At 49.8% G+C, this 19,379-nt stretch carries 22 protein-coding genes; 11 read left to right on the top strand and 11 right to left on the bottom strand.

Annotation, left to right across the window (positions count from 1 at the left end; genetic code table 11):
• Positions 1 to 15: 15 nt before the first annotated feature.
• Both AC0LWT_RS01085 and AC0LWT_RS01080 read right to left on the bottom strand, forming a co-directional pair.
• The gene (locus tag AC0LWT_RS01085; protein WP_474679363.1) at positions 16 to 279 is read right to left on the bottom strand and encodes a hypothetical protein; all 264 of its coding nucleotides are present in this window, start codon (positions 277 to 279) and stop codon (positions 16 to 18) included.
• Positions 280 to 393: 114 nt separating this feature from the next.
• Positions 394 to 1,779 carry an MFS transporter gene (locus AC0LWT_RS01080; RefSeq protein ID WP_474679362.1) on the bottom strand — a complete coding sequence of 462 codons (1,386 nt, stop codon included), beginning with the start codon at positions 1,777 to 1,779 and terminating at the stop codon, positions 394 to 396.
• A gap of 113 nt (positions 1,780 to 1,892) precedes the next feature.
• On the opposite strand from AC0LWT_RS01080, the gene AC0LWT_RS01075 reads away from it, so the two are divergent.
• Positions 1,893 to 2,771 carry a LysR family transcriptional regulator gene (locus tag AC0LWT_RS01075; protein WP_474679361.1) on the top strand — a complete coding sequence of 293 codons (879 nt, stop codon included), beginning with the start codon at positions 1,893 to 1,895 and terminating at the stop codon, positions 2,769 to 2,771.
• A 93-nt stretch (positions 2,772 to 2,864) separates the two neighbouring features.
• Here the strand turns inward: AC0LWT_RS01075 and AC0LWT_RS01070 are convergent, their stop codons facing one another.
• Complete coding sequence (locus AC0LWT_RS01070; RefSeq protein WP_474679835.1) at positions 2,865 to 3,782, bottom strand: AraC family transcriptional regulator; 918 nt, start codon at positions 3,780 to 3,782, stop codon at positions 2,865 to 2,867.
• 215 nt (positions 3,783 to 3,997) lie between these two features.
• Here AC0LWT_RS01070 and AC0LWT_RS01065 point away from each other — a divergent pair, with 215 nt between their 5' ends.
• Genes AC0LWT_RS01065 through AC0LWT_RS01055 form a run of 3 tightly spaced genes read left to right on the top strand, consistent with a single transcriptional unit; the run spans position 3,998 to position 7,204 of the window.
• Complete coding sequence (locus AC0LWT_RS01065) at positions 3,998 to 4,987, top strand: aldo/keto reductase (RefSeq protein ID WP_474679360.1); 990 nt, start codon at positions 3,998 to 4,000, stop codon at positions 4,985 to 4,987.
• 22 nt (positions 4,988 to 5,009) lie between these two features.
• The gene (locus tag AC0LWT_RS01060) at positions 5,010 to 6,212 is read left to right on the top strand and encodes an MFS transporter (RefSeq protein WP_474679359.1); all 1,203 of its coding nucleotides are present in this window, start codon (positions 5,010 to 5,012) and stop codon (positions 6,210 to 6,212) included.
• 11 nt (positions 6,213 to 6,223) lie between these two features.
• Positions 6,224 to 7,204, top strand: a complete 981-nt coding sequence (locus AC0LWT_RS01055) for an aldo/keto reductase (RefSeq protein WP_474679358.1) — start codon at positions 6,224 to 6,226, stop codon at positions 7,202 to 7,204.
• Between the two features lie 59 nt (positions 7,205 to 7,263).
• Here AC0LWT_RS01055 and AC0LWT_RS01050 read toward each other — a convergent pair whose 3' ends face one another.
• Both AC0LWT_RS01050 and AC0LWT_RS01045 read right to left on the bottom strand, forming a co-directional pair.
• Positions 7,264 to 7,767, bottom strand: a complete 504-nt coding sequence (locus AC0LWT_RS01050) for a hypothetical protein (protein WP_474679357.1) — start codon at positions 7,765 to 7,767, stop codon at positions 7,264 to 7,266.
• The gene (locus AC0LWT_RS01045; protein ID WP_474679356.1) at positions 7,757 to 8,371 is read right to left on the bottom strand and encodes an epoxide hydrolase family protein; all 615 of its coding nucleotides are present in this window, start codon (positions 8,369 to 8,371) and stop codon (positions 7,757 to 7,759) included. The genes AC0LWT_RS01050 and AC0LWT_RS01045 overlap by 11 nt, the downstream gene beginning before the upstream one ends.
• An 88-nt stretch (positions 8,372 to 8,459) precedes the next feature.
• Between AC0LWT_RS01045 and AC0LWT_RS01040 the strand changes: the two genes are divergently transcribed.
• Positions 8,460 to 8,861 (top strand): Rrf2 family transcriptional regulator, encoded by a 402-nt coding sequence (locus AC0LWT_RS01040; protein ID WP_474679355.1) that lies wholly within the window; start codon positions 8,460 to 8,462, stop codon positions 8,859 to 8,861.
• 101 nt (positions 8,862 to 8,962) lie between these two features.
• A complete protein-coding gene (locus tag AC0LWT_RS01035; protein ID WP_474679354.1) occupies positions 8,963 to 9,859 on the top strand; it encodes a methyltransferase domain-containing protein in 897 nt (298 codons plus the stop codon).
• A 104-nt stretch (positions 9,860 to 9,963) separates the two neighbouring features.
• On the opposite strand, the gene AC0LWT_RS01030 is transcribed toward AC0LWT_RS01035, so the two are convergent.
• The 4 genes from AC0LWT_RS01030 to AC0LWT_RS01015 form a co-directional block, all read right to left on the bottom strand.
• Positions 9,964 to 10,803, bottom strand: coding sequence for an SDR family oxidoreductase (locus AC0LWT_RS01030; RefSeq protein WP_474679353.1), 840 nt, complete (start codon positions 10,801 to 10,803; stop codon positions 9,964 to 9,966).
• A 108-nt stretch (positions 10,804 to 10,911) separates the two neighbouring features.
• Positions 10,912 to 11,322, bottom strand: a complete 411-nt coding sequence (locus AC0LWT_RS01025) for a MarR family winged helix-turn-helix transcriptional regulator (RefSeq protein WP_474679352.1) — start codon at positions 11,320 to 11,322, stop codon at positions 10,912 to 10,914.
• Positions 11,323 to 11,542: 220 nt separating this feature from the next.
• Complete coding sequence (locus AC0LWT_RS01020) at positions 11,543 to 11,869, bottom strand: hypothetical protein (RefSeq protein ID WP_474679351.1); 327 nt, start codon at positions 11,867 to 11,869, stop codon at positions 11,543 to 11,545.
• 266 nt (positions 11,870 to 12,135) lie between these two features.
• A complete protein-coding gene (locus AC0LWT_RS01015; RefSeq protein WP_474679350.1) occupies positions 12,136 to 13,032 on the bottom strand; it encodes a LysR family transcriptional regulator in 897 nt (298 codons plus the stop codon).
• Positions 13,033 to 13,163: 131 nt separating this feature from the next.
• On the opposite strand from AC0LWT_RS01015, the gene AC0LWT_RS01010 reads away from it, so the two are divergent.
• The 3 genes from AC0LWT_RS01010 to AC0LWT_RS01000 all read left to right on the top strand — a co-directional run bounded on the left by AC0LWT_RS01010 (position 13,164) and on the right by AC0LWT_RS01000 (position 15,345).
• Complete coding sequence (locus AC0LWT_RS01010) at positions 13,164 to 13,835, top strand: O-methyltransferase (RefSeq protein ID WP_474679349.1); 672 nt, start codon at positions 13,164 to 13,166, stop codon at positions 13,833 to 13,835.
• Between the two features lie 519 nt (positions 13,836 to 14,354).
• Entirely contained in the window at positions 14,355 to 14,792 is a 438-nt protein-coding gene (locus AC0LWT_RS01005) for a hypothetical protein (protein ID WP_474679348.1), read from the top strand.
• Entirely contained in the window at positions 14,689 to 15,345 is a 657-nt protein-coding gene (locus AC0LWT_RS01000; RefSeq protein ID WP_474679834.1) for a YidC/Oxa1 family membrane protein insertase, read from the top strand. The genes AC0LWT_RS01005 and AC0LWT_RS01000 overlap by 104 nt, the downstream gene beginning before the upstream one ends.
• A gap of 131 nt (positions 15,346 to 15,476) precedes the next feature.
• On the opposite strand, the gene AC0LWT_RS00995 is transcribed toward AC0LWT_RS01000, so the two are convergent.
• Positions 15,477 to 16,421, bottom strand: coding sequence for an acetylxylan esterase (locus AC0LWT_RS00995; RefSeq protein ID WP_474679833.1), 945 nt, complete (start codon positions 16,419 to 16,421; stop codon positions 15,477 to 15,479).
• A 534-nt stretch (positions 16,422 to 16,955) separates the two neighbouring features.
• Here AC0LWT_RS00995 and AC0LWT_RS00990 point away from each other — a divergent pair.
• Both AC0LWT_RS00990 and AC0LWT_RS00985 read left to right on the top strand, forming a co-directional pair.
• The gene (locus tag AC0LWT_RS00990; RefSeq protein WP_474679832.1) at positions 16,956 to 18,428 is read left to right on the top strand and encodes an FAD-dependent oxidoreductase; all 1,473 of its coding nucleotides are present in this window, start codon (positions 16,956 to 16,958) and stop codon (positions 18,426 to 18,428) included.
• A gap of 92 nt (positions 18,429 to 18,520) precedes the next feature.
• Positions 18,521 to 19,126, top strand: coding sequence for a TetR/AcrR family transcriptional regulator (locus tag AC0LWT_RS00985; RefSeq protein ID WP_474679347.1), 606 nt, complete (start codon positions 18,521 to 18,523; stop codon positions 19,124 to 19,126).
• Here the strand turns inward: AC0LWT_RS00985 and AC0LWT_RS00980 are convergent.
• A complete protein-coding gene (locus tag AC0LWT_RS00980; RefSeq protein WP_474679346.1) occupies positions 19,078 to 19,341 on the bottom strand; it encodes a hypothetical protein in 264 nt (87 codons plus the stop codon). The two genes, AC0LWT_RS00985 and AC0LWT_RS00980, sit on opposite strands and share 49 nt — an antisense overlap.
• Between the last annotated feature and the right edge of the window lie 38 nt (positions 19,342 to 19,379).

Raw genomic sequence — 19,379 nt, 5'->3', positions numbered from 1 at the left:
CACTTTAACTTTTTGTTACTTGGGGTGATTACTGTTATTGTTACTTGGGTTATTACTATTATTACTCGGGTTATTACTATTGTTACTTGGATTATTAGTATTATTGTTACTAGGGTTATTACTGTTATTGTCGTCATGATGATGGCCGTAATGGCCAACAGGGTGATGGGGTTCACATCCCCCTCCGTACCAGCCGCCGTCATCGTTGTTATTGTTATTATTGTTATTACCGCTATTGCTGTTGCTGTTATTATTGGCATTGTTGTTGTTGTTATCCATTTTCATTTTTCTCCTTCGATGGTTTGATTTTTGCATAGGTATATTGTTATCAATAACGCGCAGGGGAATACTTACATATTTTGGGTATGACAGGAGTCTTGTTGCTTTTAGAGCCTACGACTTCTCTAATTGTCCTGACTCCCGGCGCCGCCAACTCATAAATACCAAGGACAATGCAATGACCGTGAGGATAACCCCAAGCCATCGAAATCCCCCGAAGCTGAACTTATCTCCCATTACGATGCCTATCAACAATGAAGATAAAATGGTTCCCATGTATCTAGATGTATTAAATAGTCCGGATGATACACCGGCCATTTCTTTTGGAGAGCTTTTAAACAAAGCCGCTTGCATACCGACACTGTTCAATCCGTTGCTAATACCGAATGCCGCTAACGCCAAACACACACTGATAACCGGTGAATTTGGACTCAATGTCACAATCCACACTGACCCGAATGTCATCAGCATTCCGGACACAAGAAGTGCCGGCCGAGGTCCTGATTTATCGATCCATCGTCCTGCTATCGGAGAAGCGACGAGCGAGCACAAGCCTAAGGTTAGCATGATAAGCCCTGTATGGAACTCGCTGACATGGCGCACCATTTGCAAGTAGGACGGTACCCCGAAAAAGAGAGTGTAAAAAAGTACGTTAACGAGTATGAACTCGACATTGACCCAAGTCATCGCAGGATATTTGGCGAACGTTCGCAAAGGGATAAAGGGGGACGCCGTTTTTAACTCATGTCGTACGAAAACCCCGAGCGCAACGAGGCCAATCAGCCCGACAATGACATCTATTAACGAGATATGTCCGGATGATTTTGCCGACAGTAATCCCACAAGCAGGGCAATCAAGGCCACTGTGAAGAGCAGGATCCCTGGCGCATCGATCAATTCCAACCACTTGCGAAAAGACATGCCCTTTGCAGCGGTTGCCGGCGTTTCGTCCTTAGGAATCATCCTCCAAGAGAATAGAAAGCTCGCCGCCACGAACGGAATATTGACGAAAAAGATAGCATGCCAATCCCACCAATGAATCAAGACCCCGCCAATAAAGGGGCCGATTGCTGCCGCTCCGGATAGAAATATGGACAAAACGGACAGCGCAGTCCCTTGTTTCTCCGTAATATGAATTCGCACAATGGCCATTCCAACTGCAACCATCATGCTTGTACCTATGGATTGCACGATGCGGAACACGATGAGCCACCCGAAGTTTGGCGAAAATGGAGCTAATAATGATGCAGCGAAGGCTACGACAAGCCCGGTAAGAAATATTTTCCTGCGGCCGAACAAATCGCTGGCTTTTCCCATAACAGGTTGAGCGATAGCACTTGCAATGTAGAAAGAAAAAATAATCCAGGAAACAACTGTAAAGTCAAGGCGGTACACATTTTGCAGTCTTGGAATAGCGACGGAAATCATCGAAGAATTCAATGGGTTGAGCAGTATCCCCAGCCCAACGGAAATCATCAACCACCTGCTGCGAGCATTCATTTTTGAGTTCCCCCTAAAGTGTATTGATGACATCTTAATTGAAATTGATTATTTATTCCAACGCATTTCATGTTATAATTTCATTGACTTGAGGGAATGAATCGGGGTGTGTAATGGAACTTCTTCAACTGCAATATTTTATCGCGGTAGCTCGATTGGAACATGTGACCGAGGCTGCACAAAGTCTGCACGTTACTCAATCGTCGCTAAGCAAAACGATTCAGCGCCTGGAGGAGGATCTAGGGGTCCCTCTATTCGATCGAACAGGGAGGAAGCTGCGGTTGAATGAATTCGGAAGCAGGTTCCTTCGCCGTGCGGAAAGGGCTTTGTTTGAGTTGGAACAGGGGAAGCAGGAGATTAGCGATTTGTCCGGCCCGGAACATGGCACGCTCAAATTGGCGGTGACCACCGCAGGCACGCTGACCAATATCCTTCGGGAATTTCGGAAAAAGCGGCCCCATATTCAATTTCATGTGCAAATGATGACCACGCAGGAAATGGCAGCACTTCTTCATCGAGGAGAAGTCGATTTCTGCTTGTCCTCACCTCCCCTACAAGGGGATGACATCGAATGTCAAATCGTGCACATCGACCCCATCCTCATAGCTGTTCCAATGGGGCACCGGCTGGCAGACCGCAGCAGCGTATCTTTGACGGAACTAAAGGATGAATGGTTTGTCGGTGTCAGGAAAGGCCACGGTACTCGCGATTTAATAGACAATGTATGCCAAACGGTTGGATTTGAACCTAAATATGTGTATGAAGGAAATGAACCTGCAAGGCTAAGCGATCTTGTGGAAGCCGGAATCGGGATTGCTTTCATACCAAGCACGGTAAGGAATTCACGGGATCATATCCGATATCTCCAAGTAGAGGAACACGGATTGGTACGGGAGATTGCTTTATTATGGCACAGGAGTCGGTACATTTCGCGGGCTGCTCATGAATTCCGTGAGGTCGTTGTAGACTATTTTGGGGCGATATCCAAATAGATACGAAACAAGGAGCGGTTTGCCTAAGGCAGCAGCTCCTTGTTTTATTATGCGCTCATTACATGCGTGTTTTGCCTCCGTGGAGCAGGGGATTTATGCCTGCATCCTTTGGTCATATTTCAACTTCAGACGCTTTACATCTTCTTTAGGCGGAGAACCGAACATGCGTGAATATTCACGGCTGAATTGGGAAGCACTTTCATAGCCTACCCGGAATGCCACATCAGCGGCATCCGCCGACTCGGACACTAAAAGGCGCCGTGCTTCCTGCAATCGCAGCTGTTTCTGAAACTGTATCGGGCTCATGCCGGTTACCTCTTTGAAGTGTCTGTGAAACGTAGAAATGCTCATACTGGCTATGTCAGCAAGCTCCTCAATTCGTAAAGGCTTCTCACAGTTATTCATAATATGTTCGACAGCCTCCCTGATTCGATAGGTGCTGCTTCCTTCCATGGCGATTTGTGCCAACGCAACTCCATACTGGCCTTGCAGAAGCCTGTATAAAATTTCCTTTGTGTAAATAGGAGCAAGGAACGGAATGTCTTTGGGATTGTCCAGCAAACGCGATAATCTGAGTATCGCATCCAGTAAAGATAATTCCATCTGGCCTACAATCATTGCTCGCTCTGCATGTTCTTGAGAGGTGATTTGAATGTCAGAGTCCTCTAAAACCTCTAAAATTTGATTTTTCGTAAATTCAAGTTTAAAGCTTAAAAACGGAGCGTCGGGGGAAGCTTGAATGACCTGGCCGATCACCGGCAAGTTCATGGACGAAATCAGGTAGTCGGCAGGGCCATACTCAAAACGTTCCTGTGCCAGCAATACTTCTTTCAAACCTTGAGCTATGAAACATAAGGAAGGCTTGTAAACTCTGAAGACGGGCTCGGTCACATTAGCTCGGCGAATAAGAAATAAAGACGGGATAGCGGTCTCGTTAACTCCGTCCTGACCCGAATGACGCTCAATCAGTTTGGCCAGCTCATTCTGCTGTTCATATATACGTTCAGACATGAGATCCATCCTCCGATTATCCTCCTTGTTTTGCGTTCTGTTTTAATTATAAAGCATATGCAGTCTACAGTGTTAGTGCATTGAGAGGATTAGGCAATCATTTAAGATAAATGAGATACCGGTCTTTTTTTCATTTACTGCATAATAAGGTTACGCCCTTTGACCGGTTAAGGCAAGGCCGGGGTGATGAATAATGAAAGAAAGGAAGATCAATCATGCAAAAGCGAAAATTGGGGAAAAGTAGCCTAGAGGTTTCCGCTATCGGGCTCGGTTGCATGGGAATGAGCAGCGGATTTGGTCCGGCATCGGACAAACAAGAGATGATATCGCTGATCCATGCGGCGATTGACCGCGGCGTTACGTTCTTCGATACCGCCGAAATTTATGGTCCATATGCGAATGAGGAGCTGGTAGGCGAAGCGCTTGCCCCATTCAAGGGAAAGGTCGTGATCGCCACTAAATTCGGTATTAAAAGGGTGGATGGCAAGCAGGTGATGGACAGCAAGCCTGAGCACATCAGGCAATCCGTCGAAGGCTCGCTGAAACGCCTTAAAATTGACGCCATTGACCTATACTATCAGCATCGTGTTGACCCCAATGTGCCGGTCGAGGAAGTAGCCGGAGTCGTACATGACCTTATCAAGGAAGGCAAAGTCAAGTATTGGGGACTTTCTGAAGCAGGAGTGGGAACGATTCTCCGCGCACACGCGGTTCAGCCGCTCACTGCGATTCAAAGTGAGTACTCCATGATGTGGAGAAGTCCTGAAGAAGAACTGCTGCCTGCGCTCGAGGAGCTCGGGATCGGCTTCGTTCCGTTCGCCCCGCTGGGCAAAGGCTTCCTTACCGGAGCCATTGATAAACATGCAACATTTGATAAAACCGACTTCCGCAGCATCGTTCCACGCTTCCAACCGGACAATCTCGAAGCAAATCAAGTTCTGGTCGAGCTGATCAAGAAGATTGCCGAAGGGAAAAACGCAACGCCGGCTCAAATCGCACTCGCATGGGTGCTTGCTCAGAAGCCTTGGATTGTGCCGATTCCCGGCACGCGGAAATTGGAGCGTCTGGAAGAAAATCTTGGCGCCGCGGACGTAGAGCTGACTCCCGAGGAACTCATTCATTTGAACGACGCGCTCTCGAAGATCAAGATTTCGGGAGATCGCTATCCGGCAGGTTCGGAATACGCAAATAGAGCGGGCAAATAACGAACCTTTAGGAGGATGCAGTGTGGAACGTCTATGGACGAAGCCGTTTATTTTTATGACTGCAGGGAATTTTTCTCTATTCACTGCATTTTATTTTCTGCTCCCGGCACTGCCGCTGTTTATCAAACAAATGGGCGGCAGCGAAGCGCAGGTCGGACTATCGACGGGGGCGTTTATGCTGTCTGCCGTTATTTTTCGCCCGATCGTCGGCGGGCTGCTGGACCGGTTCGGCAGGCGCCCTTTTATCATCTGGGGGCTGCTTCTCTTCACTTTGGTGATGTATATGTATAGCTGGATCGGCGGGATTATCGTTTTGCTGGGGCTCAGAATTTTGCACGGGATGAGCTGGGCTTTTTCCACAACCGCCGTTTACACGACGATTACGGATATCATCCCGTCCGACCGCCGCGGGGAAGGGATGGGGTGGTTTAGCACGGCCTCGACTATGGCTATGGCGATCGGTCCGATGCTTGCCATCTGGATTACACAGAACGTGTCATTCCACGCTCTCTTTCTATTCGCCACCCTCCTTTCTACCGCAGCGCTTCTCCTGATGTTTGGAGCAAAAACCACTTTCCGGCCGCAAGCAGGCGCAAAGAAAATCGAGCTTTTCGAAAAATCGGTCTTGCCCGTCACAGCATCAGTCTTTTTTATGTATATCGCGTATGGCGGCATTACCGCCTTTGTCCCGCTGTTCGCTAACTCGATCAAAGTCAATTCCGGCGCGTTCTTTCTGGCCTATGCCGCTACACTCGTCCTGAGCCGTCCCATTTCGGGAAAACTTTCCGACCGGTACGGGCAGACGTTTGTCATCATACCGGCCCTTGCGATTACGATTTCCGCATTGCTTGCCTTGAGCTTCTCGACCGGATTGCTCGGGGTGCTCGTTTCGGCGGTGCTGTACGGTATCGGTTTCGGTTCTGCGCAGCCGGCTCTTCAAGCGGCAACGATACGTCTTGCCAATCCGGAGCGTAAAGGGGTCGCCAATGCTTCTTTGTTGACGGCTACCGACCTCGGCATCGGGCTGGGTGCGATCGTGCTAGGCTGGGTTTCCCAGTACACCGGCTACCAGGTTGTGTTCATGGTCAGCGCCGTGTCGGTCGCGGTGTCCTTGCTGCTATTCACTGTCTTGGTCAAAATGCATAGCGCAGGACGATCTCTTGACTTAGAGTTAACTCCAGAGAGTAAACTACCTATGAATGAGACAATTTCTAACGGGAAGTGAGGAACTGCGAAATGGAATATGTGAAACTTGGAAATACCGGCTTGGATGTATCGCGTTTTTGTCTTGGCTGTATGGGCTTTGGGGTAGCAGAGAGATGGGTTCATCCGTGGGTGATTGATGAAGAGCGCAGCCGTCCTATTATAAAAAAAGCTCTGGAGCTTGGTATCAATTTTTTTGATACGGCGAATGTGTATGCAGACGGAACAAGCGAGGAAATCGTTGGACGGGCTCTCAAGGACTATGCCAATCGCGATGAAATTGTCCTCGCGACTAAGGTTCATTTTCGCATGCATCAAGGTCCGAACGGCGCCGGTCTTTCCCGAAAGGCCATCATGAGTGAAATTGATAAGAGTCTTAAGAGGCTGGGGACCGATTATGTAGACCTTTATCAAATCCATCGCTGGGATTACAGTACGCCTATTGAAGAAACGATGGAAGCTTTGCATGATGTGGTGAAGGTCGGGAAGGCGAGATACATCGGTGCTTCTGCCATGTACGCGTGGCAGTTTTTGAAAGCGTTACATGTGGCAGAGAAAAATGGGTGGACCCGCTTTGTATCGATGCAAAATCATTTAAACCTGATCTACCGCGAAGAGGAGCGGGAGATGCTGCCGCTTTGCAGGGATGAAAAAATCGGTGTAATCCCGTACAGCCCGCTTGCGTCAGGAAGATTGACGCGTGATTGGTCGGAATCAACACATCGTTCCGAGACCGATCAAGTACAGAGATCTAAATACGATGCGACAGCCAATACGGATCGATTGATTGTGGAGCGCGTTGCTGCAATCGCAGAACAACGCGGCGTTTCCCGCGTTCACATCGCACTTGCCTGGCTGCTGCAGAAAGAACCGGTAACAGCTCCCATTATTGGTGCTACGAAAATCTCTCATCTCGAAGATGCGGCAGCTGCTCTTTCGGTTAAGTTAACACCTGAAGAAATTGTGTCGCTGGAAGAGCCGTATGTTCCTCATCCGGTCATTGGCGCACTTTGATACAAAAACGACAAGAACGCACTGCCATTTGCGCCGGGCGTTCTTGCTTTACCGGGCACTCATCGGCGACCGCGGAAAGTTCGTCGCAAATCCTCAACCCACTTGTCCGGAACTTCCCAAGGGATGAAATGCCCGCCATGTTCGTGGGCTGCGATGTTGACATGGTTATACCAAGGAGCGCGATCACTGTCGAGAAAATTCCGCACGCGATGTTCGGTCGTGATACCCGGCGGATTTTCGTAGCCCACGAAGGTTATACCGGTTGGCGCCTCTATGACAGGCCAGCGATCATGAGCGGGTGTCCATGGATAGCGGTTATTGTTTGCATAGACGCGCATTGAGGTTTCGATGGCGTTGTTGACCCAGAATATAGTTGCGTGTGTAAGGATGTCGTCCTTCGAAAAGACATTTTCGACGCTGCCGTTATTATCGCTCCATTTGGCCCATCGTTCCAAGATCCATGCGAGCATTCCCACCGGCGAGTCGTTTAGCCCGTAGGCGAGTGTGCCGGGATCAAGAACGTGCACGGCGAGATGCGAGGCAAAACGGCGATCAAACTTCATAGAGCTCGTCGCTATATTTGTGCCCCAGTTGGCCGGTCACGAGAGCGCCTACATCGCATCCCCCTGCCGCGTATTTATCATAGCCGAGAATATCAGTCATGAGCGTATGCCAGAGATCGGCGATTTTCCAAAAGTTCATGTCCGGGTTGTTTGGCAGCGGCGCCGAAAATCCGAAACCGGGAAGGGACGGCACGATAACGTCGAAGGCTTCGGCCGGATCACCCCCGAATGCGCCGGGGTCCGCTAGCGGATCAATGACCTTGGACCAATGCCAAAATGTCCAAGGCCAGCCATGGGACAGGATCAATGGTATCGGGTTCGGTCCCACGCCAGGTTTGCGCATAAAGTGCACAGGAACTCCGTTAACATTTACTTTATAGTGTTCGTAGGCGTTGATCGCATTTTCGGATTTGCGCCAGTCGAACTTGTTCACCCAGTAGTCGACGAGTCCCTCAAGATAGTTCCGGTTAACGCCGTAAAACCAGTCATCATTACCGGCATCAAGGGGCCATCTGGTGGACTTTAAACGATTGTGGAGATCGGCAAGCAACTCATCCGATACGCGGATCGGACTCGGTTCAAGCGCAAAACGAGCTGTTGTCATAAGTGCAGGGCGAAAAAAGCTTGACGCAGTTGAATAATAAAAGTTATTCTGGATAAGAAAAGTCTTTGATCAAGGTGGATGATTTCGCATGAAATATTCAAAAGCGACGAACTATGCCCTTCACACAATGCTTTTTCTTGCGGCAGCCACCACGAATAAACCTGTCGGCGTGCAGCAGTTGGCGGAGCGGCAGGAGGTATCGCCTACGTATCTGTCCAAAATATTGACTAAGCTGGTCAAAGCGGGAATGATTGAATCTGCTTCAGGGGCCGATGGCGGGTATAGGTTAAAGCGGAATTGGGAAGAAATTTCGTTCCTTGATATTATTTATGCCATTGAAGGCACAGCCTCCTTATTCGATTGCGGCTTGAACCATGGTCCGGAATGTTTGATTCAAAAGGTGATGGTATCGGCGGAAGAGGGAATGGAGAATTTTTTGAGAAAGCAAAAATTGTCCGATCTTGCCAAAAAAATAACGGTGGTTCAGTGAACCGCGGCTATTTTTTTAGCTTAATCATAGATATAAAATGTCTTTAAAATCTTTATTTTTTGATCGTAAGGCATATAAATAATGAAAAGAGGATGCGTATCATGACAAACGATTTTTTTAATGAATCGATTTGGGAGAAAGCTTGGAAGGAAGACCCGCATACGGGAGTCAACAAGATGAAAAATGCCGGAATTGATGCAGCGCACGCTTTTGACCATAAGGCAAAATCGTTCAACGAGCAGACGTTCAATGCTGAGGGAAGACAGCGGGCAAGACGGATTATGAATTGGCTGGAAGGACAAGGCGTGATTTTCAAAGATGCCTCCATTCTGGACATTGGAGCCGCCTCGGGCGGATTTACGGTACCGTTTGCGGAGAGAGGGGCCCATGTTACTTCCGTGGAGCCTTGTCTTCCCTTGGTCGAACTGCTGGAGGAAAATATAACGGGACTGACGAACGGGAAGGTCGAGGTTGTCACTGAACCATTTGAAGATATAGATATTCAGGCAAAAGGATGGAGGAACGCCTTCGATTTCGTATTTGTATCCATGTGCCCGGTCATTGCCGATTGGGAGAGTGTGGAGAGGGTGCTGAGCTGCGCGCGGCAATTTTGCTATATCAGTATGACCGCAGGTTCCAGGGAGCACAGCCTGTTGGATGAAATTTGGCCGTTGGTCACCGATCAGCCCATGAAAAATGAACATTTGGAGATGGCTTATTTGCTCCATTTGCTGTATCTCAAAGGCTATTCCTACGAATCGCTGGTAACCCGCGAGATGAAAACGACGGAGACAACCAGAGAGATGGCGCTCCAGGAGGTTATGGAGTGGCTGAGAATTTATAAACTGCCTGCGGATGAGCGGAACCGGGCAATCGTCGCCGAGTATTTGGAGCGGACTTATCCGTCGGACAAAGTGGTCATCCGGCAGGGCGGGCGTTACGGCAAGGTGCTGATTCGATTGCAGGATCAGAGTATGTACACAAGAGAAAGTCTGTAAAATTTACTTGCGGATCGGCAGCGCGATGAAAGTCTGCAGACGCATGAAGACATGAAAAAACGCTAAGCCTGTCATGCTCGAAGGTTTAGCGTTTTTTTGCGTGCTTACAAATCCAATTGCAGTTTGCGCGTATGCAACATACCGTCCAATCCGGTAGGATCTTGGCCGACTTTAAACCGTACGAACGACTCGGCGTGCTCGGATGTGCGAATCCGCAGCGGCTTTGTTTCCATGTTCACGAGCTCCAGCATGACTTCAGCGACGGATTCCGAAGTTTGCGGTACGGAGTTGCGTTTTCTGAACATGTCGATATACCTGTCCATAACGGGCTTGTATTCATCGTCCCGGAGGCCGCCGGATTTGTCTGCGTGGGCTAAAGCGGTACTGACGAAGTTCGTTGCAATCGCCCCGGGCTCGAGCAAAGTGACGTCGATATTAAAAGTCGGCTTATAGTAGGTAGCGAGGCTTTCCAACAAACCTTCCACGGCAAACTTGCTTGAGCAATAAATTTCATTCAAAGGCTGACCGACTAGCCCGCCGACACTGGACGTTGCGATAATGTGCCCGGCCCCGGCTTTGCGGAGAAGGGGAAGTCCCGCGCGAATCGTATGCATAACTCCGTAGACATTCGTATTAAAGATGTTTTGGATTTCTTCAAAAGAGGCCTGGCCTAACGTGCGCAAAATGCTGAAACCCGCATTGCAAAAGAGGACGTCCAAATGCCCGTGGTTTTGCTCGATAACGGCAAATGCCCGCTCCAGCGATTCCGGCTGCGTCACTTCCATTTCAAGAAAATGGAGATTGGCTTGGTGGCCGTGCAGCTCCCGATCGCGCTCGACATGGCGCGTACCCGCGTAGACAGTCCAACCGTTGCTCGCAAAAAGCAAAGCGGTCGCTAATCCGATCCCTGAGGAGGCGCCTGTGATGGCAATAATTTTATTCATGTACGAACACTCCCATTGTTCATATTCTTAATTGTTTACAAACTAAATAATATATCAGTTAAACAAACAATTCAAGCAATAAAAAATCCCAACAAACAAATGTTGGAATTACAGCGGCAATTTCTCCAAAAGCTGTTTCAAGGCAGTTAGTTCATCAGCCGAATAGTTGGCAAACAGGTTTTCGATTTTTTTATTGTATGCTTTTAAAATCTCATTTATTAATTCGCCGCCCTGATCGGTCACTTGAATCGACAAGCTCCTGCGGCTGGTGGGATGAGGCTTGCGGACGATGAGGCCTTGCTTCTCCAATTTATCCAGCAGCTGTGTAACGGCGCCCCGGGTCAGGCCGAATTCGTCGGCAATTTCAACGGCCATGCAGTCCGGGTGTTTACGCAAAAACTCCAGCGTATACATCATCACGGGGGATATATGATAGCTCGGCAGAACTTGAGTGAGATAGGATGTGAGCGCGTTTTTGATTTCGCGAAATTTGTATATAATCAGTTGTTCATGCTCCATGCGAAGTCTCCCTTGTATTGTTTAGTATCTATACATTATAACAACAGGCTGGTTAAAATACACCCCGGTTTGCGCTGATGGGGGGAAGACCTGTGAAAGTCAGGCTGCCCAGAGGTCCACTCGTCAGGGTCGGTCGCCCCAACTGGCTGGTGACGCGAAGAAGCCTGCGAAAGAAAGTCGGGCTGTCCAGAGGCCCGTGCGCCAGAACTGGTCGCACCATCTATCCAGCACCACACATACCAAAACCTGTCACACCATCTGCCCAGAAGCCCATGTCAGAGCCTGGCGCACTATCTGCCCAGCCCTCCACATGCCAGAGCCAGTTGCCCCAACTGCCTGGTTGCACGAAGAAAACCTGCAAAAGTGCAGTTTTTGCCCGATGGAAACGCTGGCCACGACAAATTCCTGCAATTGTGCAGGCTTTTTGCTGCGAACAAGGGCTTAGATTCATTTTCATCAAAAATTCCTGCACAATCGCAGGCTTTTCGCCAAAACGAACCATTTTTGCGCAAAAAACCTGCACTTTCGCAGGTTTTCTCTCTGTCAAAGCCGCCGTATCCCCACTTCAGCGTCGCAACCCTTACAGGAGAGGCGTGGGTTGGAGAAGAGGGGCTGCATCCCCCTCGGTTTTTCTAGCCCGTCGCATCCCCTCCGGTTCCGCTGGCTCGTGACCGACCGTTGCCATGCAGCGCAACAATGCGTGCTGGGTAATGCGCTCGGTGCGTGTTTTGCTGGTCGCCTATTGACGAAAGAGATTTTGCACGAGGATAACCATCATTTCATCTTGATGCAGCAGGTGTCGACGGGCGCCTGTTAGCTTTTATACGGATTTTGCCGGATCATTTGGATGAGATTTGCTGCGGCGGGCGGCAGCGGTTCGTTTTTAAGCGTGCAGATGGCGATCGTATTTTGCAGATGAATGCCTTCGACGTACACCCGGCACAATTGGCCGCGTTCTACATGTTCCCGCACTACCAGCGAAGAAACGAAGTTCGCGCCGTATCCGGCAATGACCGCTGTAATAGCTTCATGCAAGCCGTTAAATTGCAGATTGATTTTAGGTGCCGGAGTGTTATAAGTTCGGCAAAGAGCCAGCAATCTTTCCCGTGTCGAACTTCCTTCCTCGCGCATGACGAAAGGTTCCTTCATCATTTCGAGCAAGGAAACGTGCCGGTTCGCAAACCGGTGATTCGGCGCAACGACAAACCACAATTCATCCTGAAACAATTCTTCGGTCTGAACGGTGTCCGGGTATTCTTCCGGCAAACCTCCATAAATGGCCAAATCGACATCGACATTCAAAAGCTGCCTGAGAGCGTTGCTAGAATTGGTCGTCGTAATCGTCATTTCGACCTGCTCATATTGTTGTTTGAACTTTGCAATCCAGGTAGGTATCAGGAAATGGGCGGGCAAATAGGTGGCGGCCAATCGAATATGCCCGTTCGAGCCGCTGTGGTATTCATGGACGAATTGTTCGATTTGCTGCTCAACCGCAAAAAGCCGCTTGGCGAGCGCCGCGATTTTTTCGCCCGCCTCCGTTAAAGAAATCCCTCTTCCTTGCGGCTTTAACAGTGTCAGGGAGAGCTCTTTTTCGAATTTTTTGATTTGTGCCGTAATGGCCGGCTGGCTTATATTCAACAGTTCCGAAGCTCGCGTTACGCTTCCGGTCGAGGCGATTACGTGAAATAAACGCAGTGCATGCAAATTCATACGGTAGATCATCCTCGCATTAAATCATATATTTTAATTATGAATCGGGTGAAAAGATATATTTTATTTATAACATATGTTCCTCTACAATGAAATCAGAAAGTCAAATCTCATATAGAGGAGCGATCGTTATGAGTCAAACGAATTTGTGGGATCAAGTGGACCGGTACATTGTGGAGCGCCTTATTCCACACGATTCCGTGCTGGAGCAAGTATTGTCGGCCAATCGGCAGGAGCGTCTTCCGGAGATCGACGTAACGCCAAACCAAGGGAAATTGCTGTATATATTTGCTCAAATGCAAGGGGCACAACGAATTTTGGAAATCGGCACTTTGGGAGGCTACAGCACGATCTGGCTGGCAAGAGCATTACCTGCGGACGGAAAAATCATTTCGCTTGAACTTGATCCGCGTCATGCCAAAGTAGCGCGCGCCAATATATCGCTGGCCCAATTGGACGGGACTGCCGAGATTCGGGAGGGGAATGCCATGGATTTGCTGGCCGAGATGGAGGAAGAGAATACGGCGCCCTTCGATCTTATTTTTATCGATGCGGATAAGCCGAACAATCCGGGCTACCTGAAATGGGCGCTCCGGTATTCGCGTCCGGGCACGGTCATTATCGGAGATAATGTCGTTCGCGAAGGCGAGATTATTAATGAGCATAGCACCGATCCGCGCGTCAACGGAGTAAGAAAGTTCTACGATCTGCTGGCTGAAGAACCGAGGATTACCGCTACCGCCATCCAGACTGTCGGCTCCAAAGGGTACGACGGCTTCGCAATAGGAATCGTAAATCGCTAAAAAGCCGGCAGCGCTACAGGCTAGAGCTGGTCGCACCATCTGCCCAAAAGCCCACCCGCCAGAGCCAGTCATACCATCCGCCCAGCCCTCAGGCTAGAGCCGGTCGCATCATCTGCTCAGAAGCCCACACGCCAAAGCCAGTCGCGCCATCTGCCTGGTTGCACGAAGAAAACCTGCAAAAGTGCAGTTTTTGCCCGATGGATAAGCTGGCCACGACAAATTCCTGCAATTGTACAGGCTTTCTGCTGAGAACAAGGGCTTAGATTCATTTTCATCAAAAATTCCTGCACAATCGCAGGCTTTTCGCCAAAACGAACCATTTTTGCGCAAAAAACCTGCACTTTCGCAGGCTTTTCGCGAAGCGCACGTGCTGCCGGCGGTGCGCATTATGGGCATTTGAAACCTGACTGTCCCCGGTTTCGTATCTAAAGTAAGATGCTGCGCATCCGGCAGGCAATGATGATACCAGCCAACGCCAACACCAGCACCAACGCCGGCGCGGAAAGGAGGATACGGACAATGATGGAACTGACGATCGATGTGTCGCTAATCGTATTGCTGCTCGGCTTAAGCGGGCTTGTGGCCGGTTATTTTTATGATGTCCGTCCCTCTCCCTTTCCTGGCCCGAAAGCCGGCGATGCCGGCATGGCTGCCCGCATCGTGCAGAGCACGACACTTGCTGCCGGCGCAAGGCTGCTGCGGGTGCGCAGAAAAATTCCCGTTAAGCCTGCGAAAGGGCGGGGACGGGCGGACGAGGACGCCGCATCTTTCGACTCATTCATGAACGACGAGTACGTACACATGAATCGAGGAGGAAATAAAAATGAATATACTGCTTCAACCGATCGTCGAATTGTTGAATATAGCGCTAACATCGCTTCACAGCTTCACGCTGGACTGGGGAATCGCAATTGTACTGCTCACTTTGCTGATCCGATTGCTGCTGTTCCCGTTTAGCCTAAGGATGGCAAGGCAGCAGATCAGCCAAGCGAAAATGCAGCCGGCGCTGGCCGAGCTGCGCGGCAAATTTGCCGGAGATAGTGCCAAACTGGCGCAGGAAACGATGGACGTGTACCGCCGCTTCGGCGTCAAACCGGTTTCAATGATCGCGATGTCGCTCATTCAGGCTCCTGTTTTCTTGAGCCTGTACCGTCTGTTCGCTGCGCATGGCGCGACCATGACTTCGCAGATTTTGCCGTGGATGTCCACACTCGGCGTGTACGATCCGCTGCATATTCTTCCGCTCGTCTATGCGCTGGTTACCTTCGCCAGCATGCTGATTCCGCTGACGAGCGAAGCGGCCACAGCGGGATCGCTGCTCAGCCGGGTCGGGCTTCCGCTCATGATGACCGTCGTCATGACAGCGGTCATCTGGCTGACGCCATCGGCGGTCGGATTGTACTGGACGACGAACTCGCTGATTGCCATTGCGGAACGTGTCTTTTTCCGGACTGCTGTCGGCAAAAGATGGGTGATGCAAGGGGTTAAGCTGCCCTCGGCGCTCGCATAGCGTGGTTGACCGACCGCCGTCAAGCAGCGTAACACCGCCAGCTCCCAGCGCGCGGTCCGCTCAACGCAAAAACACCCCGCTCGCCATGGCATGGCAGAGCGGGGTGTTTTTATCAGCCGCAACCTTTTGTCTTATTTATGTAAATAATTCAGCAAAGTGCGCAATTTTTTTTCGGCCGCCCCAGGGATTCCCTCATGCCCGAAGTAGCGGTGCACCGATATTTCTTTCGAGCAATTCAAATGATTGTAGACCGCAAAAACTGTAGAAGGCGGCGTAATCTCGTCGATCAAGCCGATGCTTATCCATGTATGGCAGGTGATCCGCGGAGCGAGATTCATGATGTCAAAGTAGGCAAGGGTTTGCTTCGCTTTTTGCTCGATGGCCGGGTCGCCGTTGCGGCGGAAATATTCGTTCAGCTCGTGGTACGGGCCTGCCGGCGTGATGTCGATCGCTCTTTCGAAGTGCGACAAATACGGATAGTCCGCGCAGGCAACGACAGGTATGCGCGAAAGAGCTGCCGCCGCCAGCGTCAGGGCTCCGCCCTGGCTTCCTCCGGCTACACCGACCCGCGCGGCGTCCACTTGATCCATGGAAGCGAGCACTTCGACGGCTCTGACGGCATCCATGTATACGGCGCGGTAGTAGTATTCATTGGGATTCAAAATCCCTTTCGTCATCCATCCCGTTGTATGGCCGTTGGAGGACACGATGTTGTCCTGGCTGTTGCCGTGCTGTCCCCTGACGAACATTTGCAGGGCGGCATACCCGTGCAGCGCCGTGTTGACCGTATCGTGCAGATTGCCTTCAAACGCCCAGTTGTAGCCGTGATACATGACGAGGCCGGGATGAGGCCCCTCTCCCTCCGGCAAGGCGAGCCAGCCGTCAATGTGAGCTCCGGCAAAGCCGGCAAATTGAATGCGGTAGACCCGCGCTCCCTTCACCGGATAGTCATAGGGCGCCAAATCGTATTTAAGCGGAACCTGCTTTAATTCGGCCAGCGCGCCAGCCCAAAAATCATCAAAATCATGCGGCTTGGTCAGATCCGGCTTGTACGTTTTCAATTGCTCCAAAGGCATATCGTAAGGTTGTCCCAATTAAGCTTACCTCCAATAATTTTAAGCTGGATGATGCATCAGTCATGCATCTCATTTATTCTAGCACGACTGGCTAACCGGCGCATCAAAAATGAAAACCCGCAGAATTCAGGGTTCTAGTAGTCTGCAACTCCAGCCACCAGACTCCCAGTAGTGTAGCAGACGTGGAAGTTCGAGTCTTTCTTGACCTTAACAAGCGAAGCCCTTAAGAAAGATCCGGAGGGTTTACCCAATAGAAAAACTGAAGGCAGCGAGCGTATATTGCCGATCTTGCTGTTTTTCTCATTGACACCTGCTGAAAATTGCAGTAGCCTAATATTGACTGAACAAATCAATCAAAAAACCGAACCCGTCGAAAGGAGCCATGAAATATGACCGTCGGACAATGGATTGACGGATCATAGATGCGCAATTTGCAGGCGATGTCGAAATCATTGAACCAATCGTCATTGATTGCGTGATTTTTTTGCTTAATCATTGACTGAATTAATCAATCATAAATTAGGAGGATAAATGATGAACTTGAATAACGAACAAAAATGGGGAAAAGCTTTGGTGATCGGAGGCAGTATTGCCGGGCTGCTGACTGCAAGAGTGCTTTCGGATTATTATGAAGAGATTCAGATCGTGGATAAAGACGAGTTTCCCGAAAAACCGGAGGATCGTCTCGGCACTCCGCAAGCCTTTCATCCCCATCGCTTCACATGGCGCGGCAAAACGATTACTGAGCGCTTCTTTCCGGAATATGAGAATGATTTATTGGCTCTGGGAGCTCCGACGTCTCTGAACAAGACGGTTTATCAGATGAATCAGTACGGAAGCATAGTCATGCAATACCCGCGGAATGATATCAAGTTTAGCAGAGCGGTGCTGGAGTGGGTCATTCGCCAACGTGTGGAGAAAATTCCCAATGTTCGTTTTCTTTCGAAACATGACGTGCTAGGGTTGTTAACGACGTCCGACCACACAACTGTCACCGGCATCCAAGTACGTGAACGCGGGCAATTCGTACAAGAAAAAACGCTGACGGCCGATCTCGTAGTCGATGCCAGCGGGCGCTCCTCCAAACTGGCGGCTTGGCTTGAAAAATTGGGGTATGATGTGCCGAACCCGGACATTCTGAAAACCGCTCTCGGCTACAGTACCCGCCGTTACAAGGTCCCTTCCGGCGCAGCGCATATTACGGAAAAATGGGATGTCATCAATATCGCCGGTCAGCCTGCCAAGGGCACATCCGCAGGAGTTTTTTCCTTTATTGAAAACAATATAGCGGAGCTGCTGCTTTATCATCCAGGGGGACACTTTCCTCCTGCGGATGCTGAAGAGTACGAACAGGCAGTTGCCCAACTCCCTAATCCGATCATTGCGGAAATATTGCAAGAGCTTGACCCGATTACTGTCCCCAAAAGTTACCGTGTGCCTGAATTATATCGCAACCGCTATGAAAGAATGAATCGTTGGCCGTCCGGATTGTTGGTACTGGGAGATGCGTTCTGCATATTTGACCCGATTTTTGGGCAAGGAATGACCGTTGCCGCGATGGAAGCGGAGGTGCTGGCAGCCAGTCTGGCCGATCAGAAAAACGATCCCAAGCCCGGTTTCGAGCAGAGAACGCTACAAAAGTTTCAACATGTCATCGAACCTGCCTGGTGGTTGAATTGCGCTACGGACTTGCAATGGGAAGGTGTCGAATATGCGGCTTCCGAGCCTCTGAAAGGAATTTCTTTTGGTATGAAGTACATGGATCTGCATCTCAAATATGCAACAATGGAGCGCAATTTTGAGCTGTACGGGCTGTATTGGGCAGTAAATACATTGTCGGTCTCGCCGCGTGAAATGTTGAATCCGCACATTGTTACGTCAGTGCTTTCCGCATCTGCCGAAGGCCAGCAGCTGCTCGCTGAACTTTCGCAGCAATACGATCAGCCGCTTGAGCAAATATTGGATGAGATTTTACCCAGCTTTTCCGGAATCCCTGTTAAATCATAGAGGCGATAGTTTTCGAAAATCGGAAATGGTATACTCATAAGCACACCCACCCGCAATCGTTCGATATTTCAGCGCAAAGGAGTAATTGATCGTTGGCGCCATTAAATGAAGATCAACTGCATCAAATTCGTGATGAACGCAAAGAACAAATTATAGCTGCAGCCGTTAAAGTCTTTGCACGACGGGGTATCGCCGGAACGAAAATGAGTATGATCGCTGCGGAAGCCGGAATCAGTCACGGATTGCTTTACCACTATTTCGATTCGAAAGACGAGCTTTTCACTACGCTCGTTCATGGGGCCATGATAGAAGCTGAGGCCGAAATGAAGAACGTCTATGGTCTGCCGGGAACGCAGATCGATAAAATAAGAATGTTGACTGAGAAAATACTCGATGAAAGCGGAGCGCCATATTTCATGCTAATCCATCTGGCTCGTACGTCCGAGGGCGTTCCCGAGAAGGTCAAACAGCTCATGGAAAAGTATTCTATGCAGGCTTTTGTCGACCAGCTTCGTCCGTTATTCATAGAGGGACAGCGTACGGGAGAAATTGCGGCAGACGATCCTGATGAGCAAATCTCCTGTTATTTATCGGTGCTTAGCGGACTAATGATATTGGATATGCAGCAACTGGGAGGCTATCGAACGCCTCAGGTCGACATGTTATTACGGCTTGTAACCCGTGAACCGGAAAGCTGATCGGCTATGGCGTAAAGCAGACCGAATGCACTGAAGATCATCACTGCGCTGCCGATCTTTAAGTCGTACCCGCGAATAAAGTAATCGTCATACATGTAATGAAAAATGAGCCCCCCGTCTATGCCGCCCAAAATAATATAAAGCGTAACTCGGGCGGCCAGCGGCTTTACGCGCGTTCCGTGGAGGTTCGAGTCCTCCCGACCGCACCATTTCATCAGCAACAGGTTTCTGATCTGCTTTTTCTGGCAGAGCA

It is taken from the genome of Paenibacillus sp. sgz302164, assembly GCF_056120505.1.
Note: the sequence above shows the minus strand (reverse complement) of the source record. Positions and strands in the feature narration are given on the sequence as shown.